The sequence below is a fragment of the Oceanospirillum sediminis genome (assembly GCF_014164585.1).
Taxonomy (GTDB): domain Bacteria; phylum Pseudomonadota; class Gammaproteobacteria; order Pseudomonadales; family Halomonadaceae; genus Oceanospirillum; species Oceanospirillum sediminis.
This window is the reverse complement of record NZ_JACJFM010000039.1, coordinates 1-17,015: the sequence shown is the minus strand read 5'-3', so window position 1 is coordinate 17,015 and position 17,015 is coordinate 1. Positions and strand designations below refer to the sequence as shown.

The window sequence follows — 17,015 nt, the reverse complement described above, 5'->3', positions numbered from 1 at the left end:
AAGATGAGGTGACAGCCTGTCTGCTACTCAAATTTCAGTAAGGAGAAAGCACCATGCTTAAATCTGTTCGGGTAAGTGATTACATGCCAGATCTGTTAATCAGATTTACTCCCGATATGAATATTTTTTCGGCAATTGATCAGATGCTGGAGCATAAAATTTCCGGTGCGCCAGTGGTTGATGCAAAAGGAGAGCTGATCGGTATTCTGTCGCAGAGAGATTGCCTGCAGAACGTGATCAAAGGCAGCTTCTATGATGATTCGGCTGATACTGTTGCACACTATATGACTTCAGAGGTTGATACCATACTGTCTGACGAAGATGTGGTGTCAGTGGCTCAGAAGATGATTCGAAGTAATCGACGACGTTTTCCGGTGATGGATGATACAGGGCATCTCGTGGGTATGATTACGCTGGCAGATATTCTCAGAGTTATCCGCGACTTTGCTGAACACAGAAATTAGTCATTTGGAGTAGACCGTCATTTGAGATTTTTATCGATTTAAGATGGGGCAGACATGCGTTGATTCTTTTGTTGTAGGATATCTCCTACAAAGATAAAGGTCTTTTGCGCCTGTGATAAAGGGCATGTTTTTTCTATGATTAAGCCTCTCGGGGAAATGTAGAAAAGCGCAATGGATGCGAGTCAAAGGATCTGGCTGTTATCGAATATAAGAAGGCCTCCACGGAATGGGGGCTTTTTTTCGCCCTGAGTTTCCTTATCTGCTTAAAAACCTCTCAATAATACAATATCCGGTCTTTTGTTCAGACTAACTGTTTCAGCTCAAACTTTTTTCTGTGCATTGGATTAATCTTATCCATACTTTACTTATGGTCAAAAGCAGTATGCTAATGGAATTTATTCTGATTTGATATGGCCCTTTTGTGGGGTTGAGTCGTAAAGAGTATCAGAGTAAAACTGCCTCGCAATTTTCAGTATGGATAGAAACATATGAACTTTTCTTCTGCCAGTATCGACGGTTTGTGGGTTTGGGTTGCTAATGCGATCTATCTGGCGGCTCTGGTGTTTGCCGTCAGAAAAGCAAACTGGAAGGAGTTAGCCAGTGAGACAGCATTTCAGCATGTTTATCTGGGTGCGACTGTCTTTGTTGCCTTGTTGTGGCAAATGAAAGCAGATATTACCAGTCTGGTCAGTATTCATTTTCTGATGGCGACGACATTGACGGTGATGTTCCGCTGGCCTTTAGCAATACTGGCCAGTTCTCTGGCATTAGCCGGAATGTGCTGGACTGGAAAAGCACCCTGGTCTCTGTTCGGAGTCAATGCACTGACCACTGGCGTTGTTCCTGTCGTTGTCAGCCACATTCTTTTTCATCTGGCCGACCGGAAGTTACCTGATAATTTTTTTGCTCTTTTCTTTATCGGAGGTTTTTTTACCAGTGCAGCGGCGGCATTTTCGTCAGGATTAGCATTGATGATCGGACTCTGGCTCGGTTCCAGTGCCTGGGATTTTCAGCGCATAGCCAGTGAATATTTCTTGTTTTTACCCATGATTCTGCCGCCAGAGGCTGTTATCAATGGCATGCTACTCAGTTCGATTATGGTGATGAAGCCCGGCTGGGTGAAAAATTTTGATTATCACAGGTATTTTGATAATAAATAAAGTGCCGGTTCTTTAAAGGGGCTATTTTCTCCCGGACAGATTTGCTATTATCGCCGCGTCCGGGGGAGTAGTCGCTCCTTTGAGGTTTGCATCAACATAGTTGGTCCTCAATGACCATGGTGTAAACAGCCTTGCTCAGATTATCTGATCTGTGGCCTGACGAGACCTGTGACGCAACATTCTGAACCCGGGCCGGTGCGGAGTGATGTGTCATAGTGTTTACGTTTTACCGGCCCGTTGTGGAAACCTGAGTGGAAACCTTTCTTTTTTCAACATTCTCTGTTGCTCTGGCGGAAGTGGGTGATAAAACCCAGTTACTGGCCTTTTTACTGATTTCTAAATTCCGTCGTCCCTGGCCTGTTATCTGGGGTATTCTCGTTGCGACTCTGGCGAACCATGCTGCTGCTGCCTGGTTTGGGGCTGTTGCCGCTGATTGGCTGCAAGGGGAGTGGTTGAATCAGGTTGTAGCACTATCTTTTATTGCTGTTGGTTTATGGATTCTGATTCCGGATGAGATTGATGACGAAGATGATAGTCGCTATGAAAAGTACGGGGCCTTCCTTGCAACCTGTATTTTGTTTTTTATTGCGGAAATTGGTGATAAAACCCAGGTCGCTACTGTCATTCTGGGGGCTCAGTTTGATTCTTTGTTCTGGGTTGTACTGGGTACAACGGTTGGTATGATGCTGGCTAATGTTCCTGTGGTGGTGATTGGTCAGCTGGCGGTTGAAAAGTTGCCTCTTAAATGGATCAGGATTGTGGCCAGCAGCGCCTTTATTATTCTGGGACTCTGGGTTTTGATCCGTGACCCATCTCTGTTTCAGCTATGATCTGTTAAAGGATAGATATCAGTGCTTTACTTTGGATGTCAGAAGTCTGGAGTCTCTTTTGAATTATATCCGACGTTCAGGCTGCAGAAGAAACTGATAGATCAGGATGGTATGTTGTCGGTGCTGAGTACAATCTGAAAGAGGGTAAAAGACTTCTTTTATGGTATTCCAGAAGATTTTGCATGAGTCATTTTTTTGTGTAGTGAGTTAATCAGCAGCCCATCACTGATGGGCTGCCACCAGACTGAATTTTTAGCGGTGTACAGATTATTTCTGCAGATTACCGGAATGCAGGCCGCACTCTTTATGCGTTGATTCTTCCCACCACCAGCGGCCTTCCCGCTCATGCTGGTTTGGCAATACTGCTCGGGTGCAGGGTTCACAACCAATACTGGTGAAGCCTTTTTCATGCAGTTCATTGTATGGCACATCAAACATACGAATAAAATCCCATACCTGCTCTGAGCTCCAGTTTGCCAGTGGATTGAATTTCACCAGAGGGCTTTCCGGAGTACCAAAGGCAGTATCATTCTCTGCAACAGGGACATTATTTCGTGTGCCAGGACTCTGATCTTTGCGTTGACCGGTGATCCAGGCATCCAGAGTCGACAACTTGCGACGTAATGGCGCTACTTTACGTACACCACAGCACTCCTGATGACCATCTTCAAAGAAGCTGAACAGCCCTTTTTCCCGGACAAAGTTCTGCAGGGCGTTGTGTTCTGGTGTCATTATATCGATGGTAATGCCGTAATGCTGGCGAACTTTGTCGATAAAACGATAGGTTTCCGGGTGCAGGCGTCCAGTATCCAGTGAAAATACTCTGATCTTGCTACGGTCTTTGATGACCTTGCAGGCCAGCTCAATTAATAGAACATCTTCAGCACCGCTGAAGGAAATAGCGATATTGTCAAACTGCTCAAAAGCCTGAGCAATGATTTTCTTAGGGGACTCGGTATCGTTTTCCAGAGCAAACTGGTTTGCGTTAAATTGGCTCATCTCTTATCCCATTAAACAGGGTGAATCTCATCAATACGGCTGGCGAACACAGGGTTTCGCACATGTTATGTATTTTTAGCTATAAGGTATCAGCTGTTTATAAGAAAAATAAATAAAAAGTGCTTCTATGATTATTACTTACCTGAACAAAAGTATTGAAATGTATGGCTGTTGGCTCTCTGAGAGCATGGCTATTTGTTACAGAGACGCTTCGTTTCAGCTGCTCACCGGTTTCCGATCTGTATTCTGGCTGATTATCTGCATTAGCCTATAGTGGTAGTTCTCCTGCCTGGAGGTCTTCTGACTTGTTATGCCATCTGTGATAACCTGTGCTCCGGCCAGAGTCACAGTTCATTGAGTGCTTGTCTGTGACCTCTGAATACGCCATAAAACTATCCTTATAAATAAGTAAAAGGACCATTCCGTGGAACTGGCATGTCTTGACCTTGAAGGTGTACTGATCCCAGAGATCTGGATCGCATTTGCGGAAAAAACCGGCATTGAAGAGCTGAAAGCGACGACTCGCGATATTCCTGACTACGACGTGCTGATGAAACAGCGTCTGCGTATTCTGGACGAAAATGGCCTGAAGCTGCCTGATATTCAGGCTGTGATTGCAGAGCTTGAACCCCTGGAAGGTGCAAAAGAATTTACTGACTGGCTGCGCGAACGTTTTCAGCTGGTTATTCTGTCTGACACTTTCTATGAGTTTGCTGCGCCTCTGATGAAACAACTGGGTTATCCGACACTGCTGTGCCATAAACTGGAAGTAGATGATGAGGGGCGTATTACCGATTATACGCTGCGCCAGCGTGATCCTAAACGGCAGTCTGTTCGAGCTTTCCAGTTGCTGAACTACCGTGTGATTGCTGCAGGCGACTCTTATAATGACACGACAATGCTGGCACAGGCTGAATCCGGTATTCTGTTCCATGCTCCGGATAATGTGATTGCGGAATTCCCTCAGTTCCCGGCAGTGCATAGTTACGAAGACCTGAAAGATGAGTTCCTGAAAGCCAGTAACCGTAATCTGACAAAGTAAAATACGGACCTGTCTGGTGATCAGCTGACTCGACTGATCATAATAAAAGCCGTACTGCCTGTTTGCAGTACGGCTTTTTTGATTGATAGGGAAAGACCGCTTTTCGCTACAACTCTTTATTCAGATGTTGAAGAATCTGTCTGGTTTAGAAAATCGGGTTGCAGAGACGAGATAATCTTGCCAACTTTGTGCAGGGTTTCCTGATATTCACTGTGGGCTTCTGAATCATAAACAATCCCCCCGCCTGCCCAGCAATCCATACGCCACTGTGTTTCATCTTGCTGGCTGGCTAGTATCGTGCGTATGGTAATGCTGCTGTCCATATGCCCCCTGAAATCAATATAGGCAACGGAACCACAATAGATATTACGCTGATGGGGTTCCAGTTCATCGATAATTTCCATGGCCCGTATTTTAGGTGCGCCGGTAATTGAACCGCCCGGGAAGCTGGCCTTCAATAATTCCGTTGCATCTTTATCCAGCTGTAGTCTGCCGGTAACGGTACTGACCAGGTGGTGTACGTTAGCGTAGCTTTCCAGAGCAAAAAGATGAGGAACCTGTACGCTGCCTGGCTGACAGACCCGACTCAGATCATTTCTGAGCAGATCGACAATCATCAGGTTTTCGGCCCGGTTTTTAATACTGTTGCTTAACTCGTCTGCAATGGCTTTATCCTGTACAGGGTTGTCGTGCCTTGGAGCAGTACCTTTAATCGGTTTCGTTTCGACCCTGCCCTGGTGCAGTTCCAGAAAACGCTCCGGAGAAACACTGAGGATTTTATGCTGGTCAAAATCCAGATAAGCACTGAACGGTGCCGGGGTTGCTGCACGCATTTTTAACCAGGCCTGCCAGCAATCACCTTCGGCCAGGGCACTGAAGCGCTGAGCGAAATTAATCTGATAGCAATCTCCGGCTCTGATGTAGTCGATGATAGTGCTAAATTGTCGACAGTATTCTTGCTGGCTGATGTGAGAGCGGAACGGAGCTGTAATTCTGAAAGCAGGCAGTGTGTTTTCAGAAGAGCTGCCAGTCAGTCTGGTTTGCCAGAGTTCCAGCTCTGTTTCAGGTGCCAGCAGCCAGCTGTTTTTCTTCTGGTGATCACAGATAACGGCCCAGTTATAAATACCGCCAATCAGTACCGGAAAATCCGTATCTTTCTTTGCCTGTTCTGGCAGGCTTTCCAGCTGACGACCCAGATCATAGCTCAGTCCGCCGATAAAGCCCCCGGTAAAGGGTAACTCTGTATCTGGCAGGTCATTCGGATTCGGGCAGAGAGCTTTCAGCCGGTTATGGAGTTGATCCAGGGCTGGAATATGGCTGTCCAGCTCATAATGAATCTTTTCTGCGGGTTCGGCAGAGACAATATCAAACCGCCCGGAGGGACTATCCGGATAACCGCTGTCCAGTAAGACAGGACATGTCAGATGGCGGATCTGCTGAAAGTAGTGTGTCCCGCTCTGGTAAGGCAGGCTTATGATGCTGATTGCTGACATAGAGTTCGGGGCTATTGCTCGGAAAAACGCGCTATTCTAAACGCTTTTATCGGATCAGCCTATCTTTCGATATGTAATCTCAGGCTGAGTGCTAAAGGTCTGTGCAGACCTGATGATTCGGATTGCATTTTAATATGAAGTTTAAGACGAAAGTATAGATAATTCGGGTTGTTGCTATTTTATTGTTAGAAGAACAGGAGCAAATATGGCTGAGCACTACCAGTGTCAGACGGGAACTACTGATATATCTGGTTACCGGATGTTTTATCGGATCTATCGTAATCAGAGAAATCCCCATGGCAGAAGAATGCTGATGTTGCACGGTGCTGGTGTCGATGGTGGATTTACCTGGGAACCCACGTTGCACCATTTGCATAGCTGGGGAGAGGTGCTGGTACCGGATCTCAGAGGAATGGGAGCCAGCTTGCCACTGCAGAATGGTCAGGTGATGACCCGTGAGCAGGCGGAACAGAGTGAACCAGAATTTAATATTGAGCAGGTCGTTGAGGATGTATCAGCGCTGCTGGATTATCTGGGCTGGTTCGAAATGGATCTGGCGGGTTACTCGTTTGGAGGGCTGGCTGCCATGTTATTGAAACAACGCCGGTCCTCAGCGTTTGTTAATACTTATTTGCTTGAACCCGCATTTATGGAAAGAACGGACCTGAGTGAAATGTGTCAGGTACGCGAATCCTATTCTCATGCGGCACAGATGATGAGAGAAGGTGAGTCACCTGAGCCAGGTATTACTCAGTTTCTTAATCTTATTTCTCCGAAGCGTTCTAAATCATTGAGAGTTGAGCATGCCACGGTACACCGACTGATGCACCGTGTTCGGGGTTTTTCTCTGGCGCTGGATGCTGTTACGGATGCAGTCCGGCGGCTTGACAGAGAAGCTTTACTGGCTGCTCAGAGCAATGTAATCAGTTTTGTCGGCAACAAGAGTCTCGATACTATGAAGGCCTGCCACCAGTATCAGCAGGAGCATAGAAATAGCTGGCAGTACTTTGAGGTGGCCGGCGCTGACCATTCTCTGCCATTTCAGAAACCGACTCGGATTGCTGACATATTAGAGCATAGTGTCAGCGATATGGTGTGAAGCTATTGAAGATCGTCGACAATCTTTCGGGCGTGACCCATGAGTTGCGTTTTTGTTTTTTATTCAAGTTGTTGAAATTTAAATGATTTTATTTTTAGCGATATATAGTTTGCTTTAGATTGTTGACAACTAATACTTTGGTTCAGCTTGACGATAACAGTGCAACTGTCTAAAGTTCACTTCAATAAAATTGTCGACAATTAAAAAGAAGAACATTTTGACTATGTCAGACGTTCCGTATGCATACCAGGAGGGTGAGACCCGTACCCTCGCAGATCGGGTGTTTGAGCAAATTCAGACCGCGATTGTAAAAGGTGATATTCCACCGGGTAGTAAAATTACTGAGCCAGGACTGGCAAAGGAATATGGTATCAGCCGGGGGCCGTTGCGTGAAGCAATTCGTCGTCTTGAGGGGCGTCGCCTGATCAAGCGTGTTCCTCATGTGGGCGCCAGGGTTGTATCTCTTTCCTTTGAAGAGCTTCTTGATATCTATGATGTTCGTGAAGCGATGGAAGGTATGGCCTGTCGTCTCGCTGCGCGCAATATGACAGAGGAAGAAATTCAGGGGCTTAAAGAGCTGCTGGCAAGACATGAAGAGGCCGCAGAGCTTCAGGAAGGCAAAGGATACTTCCAGAAAGAAGGGGACCTGGACTTTCACTTCCGTATCGTGCTCGGAAGTAAGAATGAAAAGCTGACCGAGCTGTTGTGTGGTGAGCTTTATCATCTGGTCAGGATGTACCGTTATCAGTTCAGCACCTCAGGTTCACGGCCAAAAAGGGCGTTTGAGGAGCATCACCGAATTGTTGATGCTATAGAGCAGAGGGATGAGGAGCTGGCTGAAATGCTGATGCGCAGGCACATCAGTGCCTCGCGAAAAAATGTAGAACAACGACTGCGTGAATCTCAGGCAGAACAACTCTAAGAAGGAATAACCCATGACTAAGCTGACCGCGGGTGCTCGTTTCCGTAAGGCACTGGCCGAAACAAATCCACTTCAGATTGTTGGTACAACTAACGCCTATCACGCCATGATGGCTGAGCGCGTAGGCCATAAGGCTATCTACCTGTCTGGAGGTGGTGTTGCTAACCATTCTTACGGTCTGCCTGATCTGGGTATGACTTCTATGAACGATGTTGTAGCTGATGTAAACCGCATCACCAGTGCTGTAGATACCCCGCTGATGGTGGATATCGATACAGGCTGGGGTGGTGCTTTCAACATCTCTCGCACCGTTAAAGAGATGATTAAGGCTGGTGCTGCTGCGGTTCATATTGAAGATCAGGTGGCGCAGAAGCGTTGTGGTCACCGTCCAAACAAAGAGATCGTATCTCTGCAAGAGATGGTTGATCGTGTTAAAGCGGCGGTTGATGCCAGGACTGATGATGACTTCTTCGTAATGGCGCGCACTGATGCGTTCCAGATGGAAGGTCTGGATGCTGCTGTAGAGCGTGCTCAGGCGTGTCTGGAAGCGGGTGCTGACGGTATCTTCGCTGAAGCAGTGCATACTCTGGATGACTATAAGGCATTCTCCGACGGTATCAATGGTGCACACCTGCTGGCGAACATCACTGAGTTTGGTGCGACTCCACTGTTTAATACTAAAGAACTGGCTGAAAATGGCGCCACAATGGTGTTATATCCTCTGTCAGCCTTCCGCGCGGCCAATAAGGCGGCGCTGAATGTTTATGAGGCCCTGCTGCGTGATGGTGACCAGAAAGCGGTAGTGGATACCATGCAGACTCGTATGGAACTGTACGATTTCCTGAACTACCACGATTTCGAACAGAAACTGGATGCGTTGTTTGCGGAAGGTAAGAACAAGTAAGTCAAGCCATATTGATTGGAACGTAAATAAAAATAATCAGACTCTCTGAGCGACTGCAAAGGAGCATAGAATGGTAGATAAGAAGTTAAGTGGTGCAGGTCTGCGTGGTCAGTCTGCAGGTGAAACGGCACTGTGTACTGTCGGTAAAACCGGTGCAGGTCTGACCTATCGCGGTTATGACATGAAAGAACTGGCTGAAAAGGCCCTGTTTGAAGAAGTGTCCTACCTGTTAGCGTATGGAAAACTGCCTAACCAGGCTGAACTGGACGCTTACATGGCTAAGCTGAAAACTCTGCGTGGTCTGCCTGAGCCACTAAAAGTGGTTCTGGAGCAGATCCCTGCTGATGCTCACCCTATGGATGTGATGCGTACCGGTATCTCCATGCTGGGTAATCTGGAAGAAGAAAAAGACTTCTCTGAGCAGACGGATCACATTGATCGTATGATGGCGATCTTCCCGAGTATCATCAACTACTGGTACAACTTCAGCCATAATGGTAAGCGTATCAATGTAGAAACGGATGCTGAGTCTATCGCTGAGCAGTTCCTGTGGACCTTGCATGATAAGAAGCCTGATCCTCTGCACGTTAAAGTGATGCACGCTTCTCTGATTCTGTACGCTGAGCACGAGTTTAACGCCTCTACCTTTACCGCCCGTGTTTGTGCTTCTACGCTGTCTGATATTCACAGCTGTGTGACCGCTGCTATTGGTTCTCTGCGTGGTCCTCTGCACGGTGGTGCAAACGAAGCGGCTATGGCGATGATCGAAAACTGGCGTTCTGCTGATGAGGCAGAAGAAGCGATCATGGGCATGCTAGAGCGTAAAGAGAAAATCATGGGCTTTGGTCATGCGATCTACCGTGAGTCTGATCCACGTAACGCCATCATTAAAGAGTGGTCCAAGAAGCTGTCTGAGCAGGTAGGTGATGAGTACCTGTACGCGGTTTCTGAGCGTGTTGAAGCCGTAATGTGGCGCGAGAAGAAACTGTTCTGTAATGCAGACTTCTTCCATGCATCGGCTTACCACTTTATGGATATTCCAACGAAGCTGTTCACGCCAATCTTCGTATGTTCCCGTGCATCCGGTTGGACTGCTCACGTGATGGAGCAGCGTGCTAACAACCGTATCATCCGTCCTTCTGCTGACTACACCGGTCCGGAAAGTGCGGAGTGGGTTGCAATCGAAGATCGCGACTGATTTATAAGGCGGGGCCGGATTTAAAGATACTTGCCTCTAATTACCCTTAGCCCCTGCCTTTTTTATTCTGGCTATCGGAATACTCCGGTAGCCAGAACTGATTACCTGATTAGCCTGACTGATAATTTGCAGCAAAGGCAAACAGGTCTGCCCTCTGGCTTACGCCTGTCGTCTTTTCTGACCATTTTTAATGGGTTCCCGAGTTATGAATACTGAATTCCGTAAATCCCTGCCAGGCACTTCGCTGGATTATTTTGACACCCGTGCGGCTGTTGAAGCGATTAAGCCCGGTGCTTATGCTACTTTACCTTATACCTCTCGCGTACTGGCTGAGCAGCTGGTGCGTCGTTGTGAGCCTGAGGCTCTGACCGATTCCCTTAAACAGCTGATCAACCGTGAGCGTACTCTGGATTTTCCCTGGTATCCGGCACGTGTGGTTTGTCACGATATTCTGGGTCAGACTGCACTGGTTGACCTGGCGGGTCTGCGTGATGCGATTGCTGAACAAGGTGGTGACCCGGCTGCGGTTAACCCGGTTGTTCCGACTCAGCTGATCGTTGATCACTCTCTGGCGGTAGAAGCACCGGGTTTTGATCCGGATGCATTCGAGAAGAACCGTGCCATTGAAGATCGTCGTAACGATGACCGTTTCCATTTTATCGACTGGTGTAAAACTGCGTTTGATAACGTAGATGTGATCCCGGCAGGTAACGGTATCATGCACCAGATCAACCTGGAGAAGATGTCTCCGGTGATCCAGAACCGCGATGGTATCGCTTACCCAGATACTTGTGTGGGTACCGATTCTCACACGCCACACGTAGATGCACTGGGTGTAATCGCAATTGGTGTCGGTGGTCTGGAAGCCGAAAACGTCATGCTAGGTCTGCCATCCATGATGCGCCTGCCAGATATCGTCGGTGTGAAGATTGTTGGTGAGCGCCAGCCGGGTATCACTGCAACGGATATCGCACTGGCGATGACCGAGTTCCTGCGTAATGAGAAAGTGGTTTCTGCTTACCTGGAGTTCTTCGGTCCAGGTGCTGCTACTCTATCTATCGGTGACCGTGCGACGCTGTCTAATATGACGCCTGAGTACGGTGCATCTGCGGGTATGTTCTATATTGATGAGCAAACCATCGACTACCTGAAGTTGACGGGTCGTGAGCCTGAGCAGGTGGCACTGGTTGAGCAGTACGCGAAAGAAACTGGTCTGTGGGCAACGGATCTGGAAAATGCGGAATACGAGCGTGTTCTGGAGTTTGATCTGTCGACTGTAGTGCGTAACATGGCTGGTCCTTCTAACCCGCACCGCCGTTTGCCGACCTCTGCGCTGACTGAGCGTGGTATTGCTGGTCAGGATATGCTGACAGCTGCAAAAGCAGAAGAAGCAGAAGGTCTGATGCCGGATGGTGCGGTAATCATCGCGGCGATCACCTCTTGTACCAATACCTCTAACCCTCGCAACGTAGTGGCTGCGGGTCTGCTGGCTAAGAAAGCCAATGAGCTGGGTCTGGTACGTAAGCCCTGGGTTAAGACTTCTTTTGCACCGGGTTCTAAAGTTGCCAAACTGTACCTGGAAGAAGCGGGCCTGCTGCCTGAGCTGGAAAAACTGGGCTTCGGTATCGTAGCGTACGCTTGTACAACCTGTAACGGTATGTCTGGTGCGCTGGATCCTGTGATCGAGAAAGAAGTGGTTGAGCGTGATCTGTACGCTACGGCGGTACTGTCCGGTAACCGTAACTTCGACGGTCGTATCCACCCGCACGCTAAGCAAGCGTTCCTGGCATCTCCTCCTCTGGTTGTGGCTTACGCAATCGCAGGTACCGTACGTTTTGATATCGAGCAGGATGTGCTGGCAGTTGTTGATGGCAAAGAGATCACGCTGAAAGATCTGTGGCCATCCGATGAAGAGATTGATGCCATTGTTGCTAAGGCGGTTAAGCCTGAGCAGTTCAACCAGATCTACATTCCTATGTTTAATCTGGGCGATATTGAACGTGCAGAAAGCCCGCTGTACGACTGGCGTCCAATGTCGACCTATATCCGTCGTCCTCCTTACTGGGAAGGTGCACTGGCAGGTGAGCGTACCATGAAGGGTATGCGTCCACTGGCAGTACTGGGTGATAACATCACGACGGATCACCTGTCGCCATCTAACGCAATTCAGGCTAGCTCTGCTGCGGGTGAATACTGCGCGAAAATGGGTCTGCCGGAAGAGGATTTCAACTCTTACGCGACTCACCGTGGCGACCACCTGACCGCGCAACGTGCCACTTTTGCTAACCCTAAACTGTTGAATGAAATGGTTCGTGATGAAAGCGGTGAAGTGAAGCAGGGCTCTCTGGCACGTATCGAGCCTGAAGGCACTGAAAGCCGTATGTGGGAAGCGATTGAAACCTACATGGAGCGTAAGCAGAACCTGATCATTGTAGCTGGTGCTGACTACGGCCAGGGTTCCTCCCGTGACTGGGCGGCGAAAGGTGTACGTCTGGCAGGTGTCGAAACCATCGTTGCTGAAGGTTTTGAGCGTATTCACCGTACTAACCTGGTCGGTATGGGTGTACTGCCCGTTCAGTTTAAGGACGGTGATACCCGCAACACTTACGCTATTGATGGTACTGAGACATTTGACATTGAGGGTGATATCTCTCCACGTTGTGATCTGACGCTGATCATCAACCGCGCCAACGGCGAGAAGGTTGAAGTACCGGTAACTTGTCGTCTGGATACCGCAGCTGAAGTACATGTGTACAAAGCTGGTGGTGTACTGCAGAAGTTTGCTAAAGACTTCTTGCAAAGCAATGCTTAAGCGGTGTTAATCAGTCGCACTTGGTGTGGCTGATTACCAATCGATCCGCTGTGTTTTTATCGTGCAGCACAGTGGGTCGATTCTTTTTTGTACCGCTGTTAGGTAAAAGCTTTTAGAGCTTGTTAAAGACAAAGAATTAAAAGTAATCAAATAGAAGTACGGGCTCGACGAGCAGCTTAAAGATAGCGAGAGAGTGCTTAATTATCTTGTCAGTAAATATCTGGTCATTCAGATGTTTATCGGCGATATCATTAAGTGTTTTCTGAATCGCGGTAAAACGACTAAGAATAACTTACCGCCCAGTTATACAGGACAGCATAAATATGGCACACGTACCTCAAATTAAGATTCCAGCGACCTATTTCCGTGGCGGTACCAGTAAAGGTGTTTTCTTCCGTCGTCAGGATCTGCCTGAAGTGGCGCAGGAGCCCGGTGAAGCAAGGGACAAAATTCTGATGCGTGTGATTGGTAGTCCTGATCCATACGGTCAGCAGATCGATGGTATGGGTGGTGCGACTTCCAGTACATCTAAAACCGTTATTCTGGATAAAAGCACTCAGCCCGATCATGATGTGGATTATCTGTTTGGTCAGGTAGCGATCAATAAAGCGTTTGTTGATTGGTCCGGTAACTGCGGTAACCTGACTGCGGCAGTAGGTGCCTTTGCCATTAGTGGTGGTTTGGTTGATCCAGAGCGTATCCCGGAAAATGGTATCTGTACGGTACGTATCTGGCAAAAGAATATTCAGAAAACCATTATCGCTCATGTACCAATCACTAATGGTGAAGTACAGGAAACCGGTGATTTTGAGCTGGATGGTGTAACTTTCCCTGCTGCTGAAGTTGTGATTGAGTTTATGGACCCGGCGGATGGTGAAGGCTCCATGTTCCCAACAGGTAATCTGGTAGATGAACTGGAAGTGCCTGCCTTTGGTGATAAGCCTGCGGCGACTTACCAGACCACTATGATTAATGCCGGTATCCCAACAATCTTTGTTAATGCAGTAGATATTGGTTACACCGGTACTGAGCTGCAGAAGGATATCAACGGCAATGCTGATGTGCTGGCGTGGTTTGAGCATGTGCGTGCTCACGGCGCTGTGAAAATGGGGTTGATCTCCGATATCGAAGAAGCGGTGGCGCGTCAGCATACGCCTAAGATCGCTTTTGTGGCTCCGGCTACTGCATACGAAGCTTCCAGCGGTAAGCAGATTTCTGCTGATGATATTGATGTCTGTGTACGTGCGCTGTCTATGGGTAAGCTGCACCACGCTATGATGGGTACCGCTTCCGTAGCGATCGCGACTGCAGCCGCTGTACCGGGTACACTGGTTAATTTGGCTGCCGGTGGTGGTGAGCGTGAAGCGGTAATCTTTGGTCATCCATCTGGTACTTTGCGTGTTGGTGCAGCCGCTGAGCAGCAGTCCAATGGTGATTGGACTGCTAAGAAGGCTGTAATGAGTCGTAGTGCCCGTGTGGTTATGGAAGGATTTGTGCGTATTCCCGGTGATACTTTCTGATCTCTGATCCGTTTGCTATTTGTAGCTTTACCTGGCGATAAAAAATCCCCTTTAATAAAAGGGGATTTTTCAATTGTGGCATCTCATTCTGTAGTGAATGAGTGATCACATAAATACTTTAGCAGGTCTGAGATCAGACTTTAAATAAGCTGACTTGTTCATGCATACCTTCGGATAATCGGTGCAGGGTTTTTGAGCGGTGTAATCTGGCCTCTGCATCTTCCGCGATCTGGCAGGCAATACTGCGGATAAGTTCAGTGTTTTCGGCCAGGTTTTTATTGACGGAACTTTGTTGTTCTGTAGCGGTTGCTATTTGTGTAGCCATATCTCTGATATTGTTGACTGAGTCTGATATCTGCACCAGCTGGTCATGAGCCTGGCCAGCCTCACTGACAGAACCCTGAGCCATATTTTCGCTGCTTTGCATAATGTTGACGGCTTCCAGGGTGGTGTTCTGTAATGTGGTAATCATGCTCCGAATATCTTCTGTGGATATTGTGGTTTTCTGTGAAAGTTCCCTTACCTCATCGGCGACTACAGCAAATCCTCGTCCGTGTTCTCCAGCTCTGGCTGCTTCAATTGCTGCATTAAGTGCCAGTAAGTTAGTCTGTTCGGCAATATCCTGGATAGTACCCAGGATGGAGTTGATTTGCTGAGAGTGCTCATTCAGGCGACTGATCACTTCTGAAGCGTTACTGACTTCTGAAGCCAGGCCATTAATTGCTTCACGTGCTTTTGACACGACCTGTTGTCCATACTGGCTTGAATCTGCGCTTTCATTGGCTGTCTGGGCTGTTAGTGCTGCATTAGAAGCGATTTCCAGAGTTGATGCAGACATTTGTTCTACTGAAGCTGTGATCATAGTGATCTGATCCAGCTGCTTGCGGACTTCTTCTGTTGATGTTGATGCGCTTCTGGCTGCAGCAACGGAGCTTGTTGTCAGTTCGTTTGTCAGGCCGATGATCTGGATAATAATTGACTGCAGTTTGGCAATAAATTTATTGAAAGATTGTGCGAGTTCACCAACTTCATCCTGGCTCTGTATATCCAGGCGCATGGTCAGATCTCCCTGGCCATCAGCGATGCCTTTCAACATTTTTGCCATAATATCAATAGGGTGCGTGATTAGTCCGGCCAGAAAGCCTCCAATTATAATAAACAGAATACTCAGAACTGCAGCGATAAGACCTGCAAGTACGGCCATCTGATTAGCTGTACCATATACTTCGCTGGCGGGTACCAGGGCGACGAATTTCCAGCCCAGAGAGTCAGACTGTACAATTTGAGCCAGATAGCTTTCTCCGTTGCGCTCCGTTTCAATCAGGCCTGAGTTCGTTTGCTGCAGAGCTGTAAATAAAGGGGTGGTGATATCCTGTGTTTTTTTGAAATTGTGTTCAGGGATAAGAGGGTCAACCAATACCGAACCATTGTCTTCAATCAGAACAACATGCCCGGTTTCTCCAATGCGAATGTTTTTTACTACTTCAGTCAGCTGCTTCACTGAAACATCCATCGCCTGAACACCAATGACTGTGCCTGATGAGTCAGTGATTGTTTTAACTGTACCTACATAGGTTGCATCATCACCTGCCCAGTAGTATGCGCTGGTACGAGCAACTGTTCCGGGTGTTTGCATTGCTTTTTTATACCAGGGTCGCTTTCGAGGGTCGTAGGGGTCTTTCATTGGAACATCAGGCCAGGCCAGATATCCTCCATCTGTCCTGCCGGTATAAACATAGGCTAATCCCGGGTGGCTGTTACCAAACTGCTCGTAAAGAGTATACAGTTCAGCTTCTTTACCTCCGGTTTGTATGTGGCCTTTAAATTGTCCAGGGCCCTGAGTAAAGTTTGACAGCTGAAATGAGTTATCTTTAGCCAGTGGATGTTCTGCAAGAAAGGAAACATTGTCTGCAATGTTTTTGAAAAAAATAGCGAAGGAGTTGTCTATCTGGTTGATCTCTTTTGAAGCGCTGCTACTGAAATGCTCCAGAGCTGTCTCACTGGTTTTGTAAATGGTAAACGATGAAACAACAAACACAGGAATAATGACAGATACAGTGATTACGGCTAATAGCTTGGTACGTATCTTCATAACAGATAGGCCTTTTGTTAGGGGCTGTTTTATTTATCAGGAGCAGTACTGTTGGAATCCAGGTTGCATCAGGAGTTATTACCGCAGATAAAGTGCGTCTGAGTACCCAGGCGAGGGTTAATTTCTTGTCTGGGTTTCTTGCTTGCTGGGCATTTATGCGATAAAAGTGATGCAGACTTTAGTCTACATGGATTGTTTGTTTCTGATTTGCCTGGATTCGACAGCTAACTGTCGTTTTGCGTCTGAATTGTTGTGCTGGGCTATCTTTTGCTAAAGATTTGAGTGTGAAAAGAAACTTACAAAAAATGCACTTATTTTTGCTCAGGGGGTTGTACTCTGCTTCCGGGTACGTATAATACGCCCTCGCTGTCACGGGGTGACCCGCTGAACAGCAGTAACCAATTGTTTTTACTGAGTTTTACTTTTAAGTCTCTCTCAGGTTCTTTTCTCTCTTCTCAGGAAGAATCGGAAAAAAGATTA

At 47.5% G+C, this 17,015-nt stretch carries 13 protein-coding genes; 10 read left to right on the top strand and 3 right to left on the bottom strand.

What is annotated here, in order from left to right:
• Positions 1-53: 53 nt before the first annotated feature.
• The 3 genes from H4O21_RS20230 (at position 54) to H4O21_RS20220 (ending at position 2,454) form a co-directional block, all read left to right on the top strand.
• The gene (locus H4O21_RS20230; protein ID WP_182810714.1) at positions 54-464 is read left to right on the top strand and encodes a CBS domain-containing protein; all 411 of its coding nucleotides are present in this window, start codon (positions 54-56) and stop codon (positions 462-464) included.
• Positions 465-952: 488 nt separating this feature from the next.
• Entirely contained in the window at positions 953-1,624 is a 672-nt protein-coding gene (locus H4O21_RS20225; protein WP_182810713.1) for an energy-coupling factor ABC transporter permease, read from the top strand.
• Positions 1,625-1,875: 251 nt separating this feature from the next.
• Positions 1,876-2,454, top strand: a complete 579-nt coding sequence (locus tag H4O21_RS20220; RefSeq protein WP_182810712.1) for a TMEM165/GDT1 family protein — start codon at positions 1,876-1,878, stop codon at positions 2,452-2,454.
• A 267-nt stretch (positions 2,455-2,721) separates the two neighbouring features.
• Here H4O21_RS20220 and H4O21_RS20215 read toward each other — a convergent pair whose 3' ends face one another.
• The gene (locus tag H4O21_RS20215; protein WP_182810711.1) at positions 2,722-3,453 is read right to left on the bottom strand and encodes a phosphoadenylyl-sulfate reductase; all 732 of its coding nucleotides are present in this window, start codon (positions 3,451-3,453) and stop codon (positions 2,722-2,724) included.
• A gap of 424 nt (positions 3,454-3,877) precedes the next feature.
• On the opposite strand from H4O21_RS20215, the gene thrH reads away from it, so the two are divergent.
• Entirely contained in the window at positions 3,878-4,495 is a 618-nt protein-coding gene (thrH, locus tag H4O21_RS20210) for a bifunctional phosphoserine phosphatase/homoserine phosphotransferase ThrH (RefSeq protein ID WP_182810710.1), read from the top strand.
• A 116-nt stretch (positions 4,496-4,611) separates the two neighbouring features.
• Here thrH and pabB read toward each other — a convergent pair whose 3' ends face one another.
• A complete protein-coding gene (gene pabB / locus H4O21_RS20205) occupies positions 4,612-5,988 on the bottom strand; it encodes an aminodeoxychorismate synthase component I (protein WP_182810709.1) in 1,377 nt (458 codons plus the stop codon).
• A 205-nt stretch (positions 5,989-6,193) separates the two neighbouring features.
• On the opposite strand from pabB, the gene H4O21_RS20200 reads away from it, so the two are divergent.
• The 6 genes from H4O21_RS20200 (at position 6,194) to prpF (ending at position 14,443) form a co-directional block, all read left to right on the top strand.
• Complete coding sequence (locus H4O21_RS20200) at positions 6,194-7,087, top strand: alpha/beta fold hydrolase (RefSeq protein WP_182810708.1); 894 nt, start codon at positions 6,194-6,196, stop codon at positions 7,085-7,087.
• 223 nt (positions 7,088-7,310) lie between these two features.
• Complete coding sequence (locus H4O21_RS20195) at positions 7,311-8,009, top strand: GntR family transcriptional regulator (protein WP_182810707.1); 699 nt, start codon at positions 7,311-7,313, stop codon at positions 8,007-8,009.
• Between the two features lie 13 nt (positions 8,010-8,022).
• The gene (prpB, locus tag H4O21_RS20190) at positions 8,023-8,913 is read left to right on the top strand and encodes a methylisocitrate lyase (protein ID WP_182810706.1); all 891 of its coding nucleotides are present in this window, start codon (positions 8,023-8,025) and stop codon (positions 8,911-8,913) included.
• A gap of 70 nt (positions 8,914-8,983) precedes the next feature.
• Complete coding sequence (prpC, locus tag H4O21_RS20185) at positions 8,984-10,111, top strand: bifunctional 2-methylcitrate synthase/citrate synthase (RefSeq protein WP_182810705.1); 1,128 nt, start codon at positions 8,984-8,986, stop codon at positions 10,109-10,111.
• 205 nt (positions 10,112-10,316) lie between these two features.
• Positions 10,317-12,923, top strand: a complete 2,607-nt coding sequence (acnD, locus tag H4O21_RS20180) for a Fe/S-dependent 2-methylisocitrate dehydratase AcnD (protein WP_182810704.1) — start codon at positions 10,317-10,319, stop codon at positions 12,921-12,923.
• Between the two features lie 323 nt (positions 12,924-13,246).
• Positions 13,247-14,443 (top strand): 2-methylaconitate cis-trans isomerase PrpF, encoded by a 1,197-nt coding sequence (gene prpF / locus H4O21_RS20175; protein WP_182810703.1) that lies wholly within the window; start codon positions 13,247-13,249, stop codon positions 14,441-14,443.
• A 133-nt stretch (positions 14,444-14,576) separates the two neighbouring features.
• Here prpF and H4O21_RS20170 read toward each other — a convergent pair whose 3' ends face one another.
• Positions 14,577-16,535 carry a methyl-accepting chemotaxis protein gene (locus H4O21_RS20170; RefSeq protein ID WP_182810702.1) on the bottom strand — a complete coding sequence of 653 codons (1,959 nt, stop codon included), beginning with the start codon at positions 16,533-16,535 and terminating at the stop codon, positions 14,577-14,579.
• Positions 16,536-17,015: the final 480 nt, after the last annotated feature.

Excerpts from the sequence above, each read along its gene's own strand:
- H4O21_RS20225 (WP_182810713.1), top strand. The coding sequence starts at position 953 with ATGAACTTTTCTTCTGCCAGTATCGACGGTTTGTGGGTTTGGGTTGCT.
- pabB (WP_182810709.1), bottom strand. The coding sequence starts at position 5,988 with ATGTCAGCAATCAGCATCATAAGCCTGCCTTACCAGAGCGGGACACAC.
- H4O21_RS20230 (WP_182810714.1), top strand. The coding sequence starts at position 54 with ATGCTTAAATCTGTTCGGGTAAGTGATTACATGCCAGATCTGTTAATC.
- acnD (WP_182810704.1), top strand. The coding sequence starts at position 10,317 with ATGAATACTGAATTCCGTAAATCCCTGCCAGGCACTTCGCTGGATTAT.
- prpF (WP_182810703.1), top strand. The coding sequence starts at position 13,247 with ATGGCACACGTACCTCAAATTAAGATTCCAGCGACCTATTTCCGTGGC.
- H4O21_RS20195 (WP_182810707.1), top strand. The coding sequence starts at position 7,311 with ATGTCAGACGTTCCGTATGCATACCAGGAGGGTGAGACCCGTACCCTC.
- prpC (WP_182810705.1), top strand. The coding sequence starts at position 8,984 with ATGGTAGATAAGAAGTTAAGTGGTGCAGGTCTGCGTGGTCAGTCTGCA.
- prpB (WP_182810706.1), top strand. The coding sequence starts at position 8,023 with ATGACTAAGCTGACCGCGGGTGCTCGTTTCCGTAAGGCACTGGCCGAA.
- H4O21_RS20215 (WP_182810711.1), bottom strand. The coding sequence starts at position 3,453 with ATGAGCCAATTTAACGCAAACCAGTTTGCTCTGGAAAACGATACCGAG.
- H4O21_RS20200 (WP_182810708.1), top strand. The coding sequence starts at position 6,194 with ATGGCTGAGCACTACCAGTGTCAGACGGGAACTACTGATATATCTGGT.
- H4O21_RS20170 (WP_182810702.1), bottom strand. The coding sequence starts at position 16,535 with ATGAAGATACGTACCAAGCTATTAGCCGTAATCACTGTATCTGTCATT.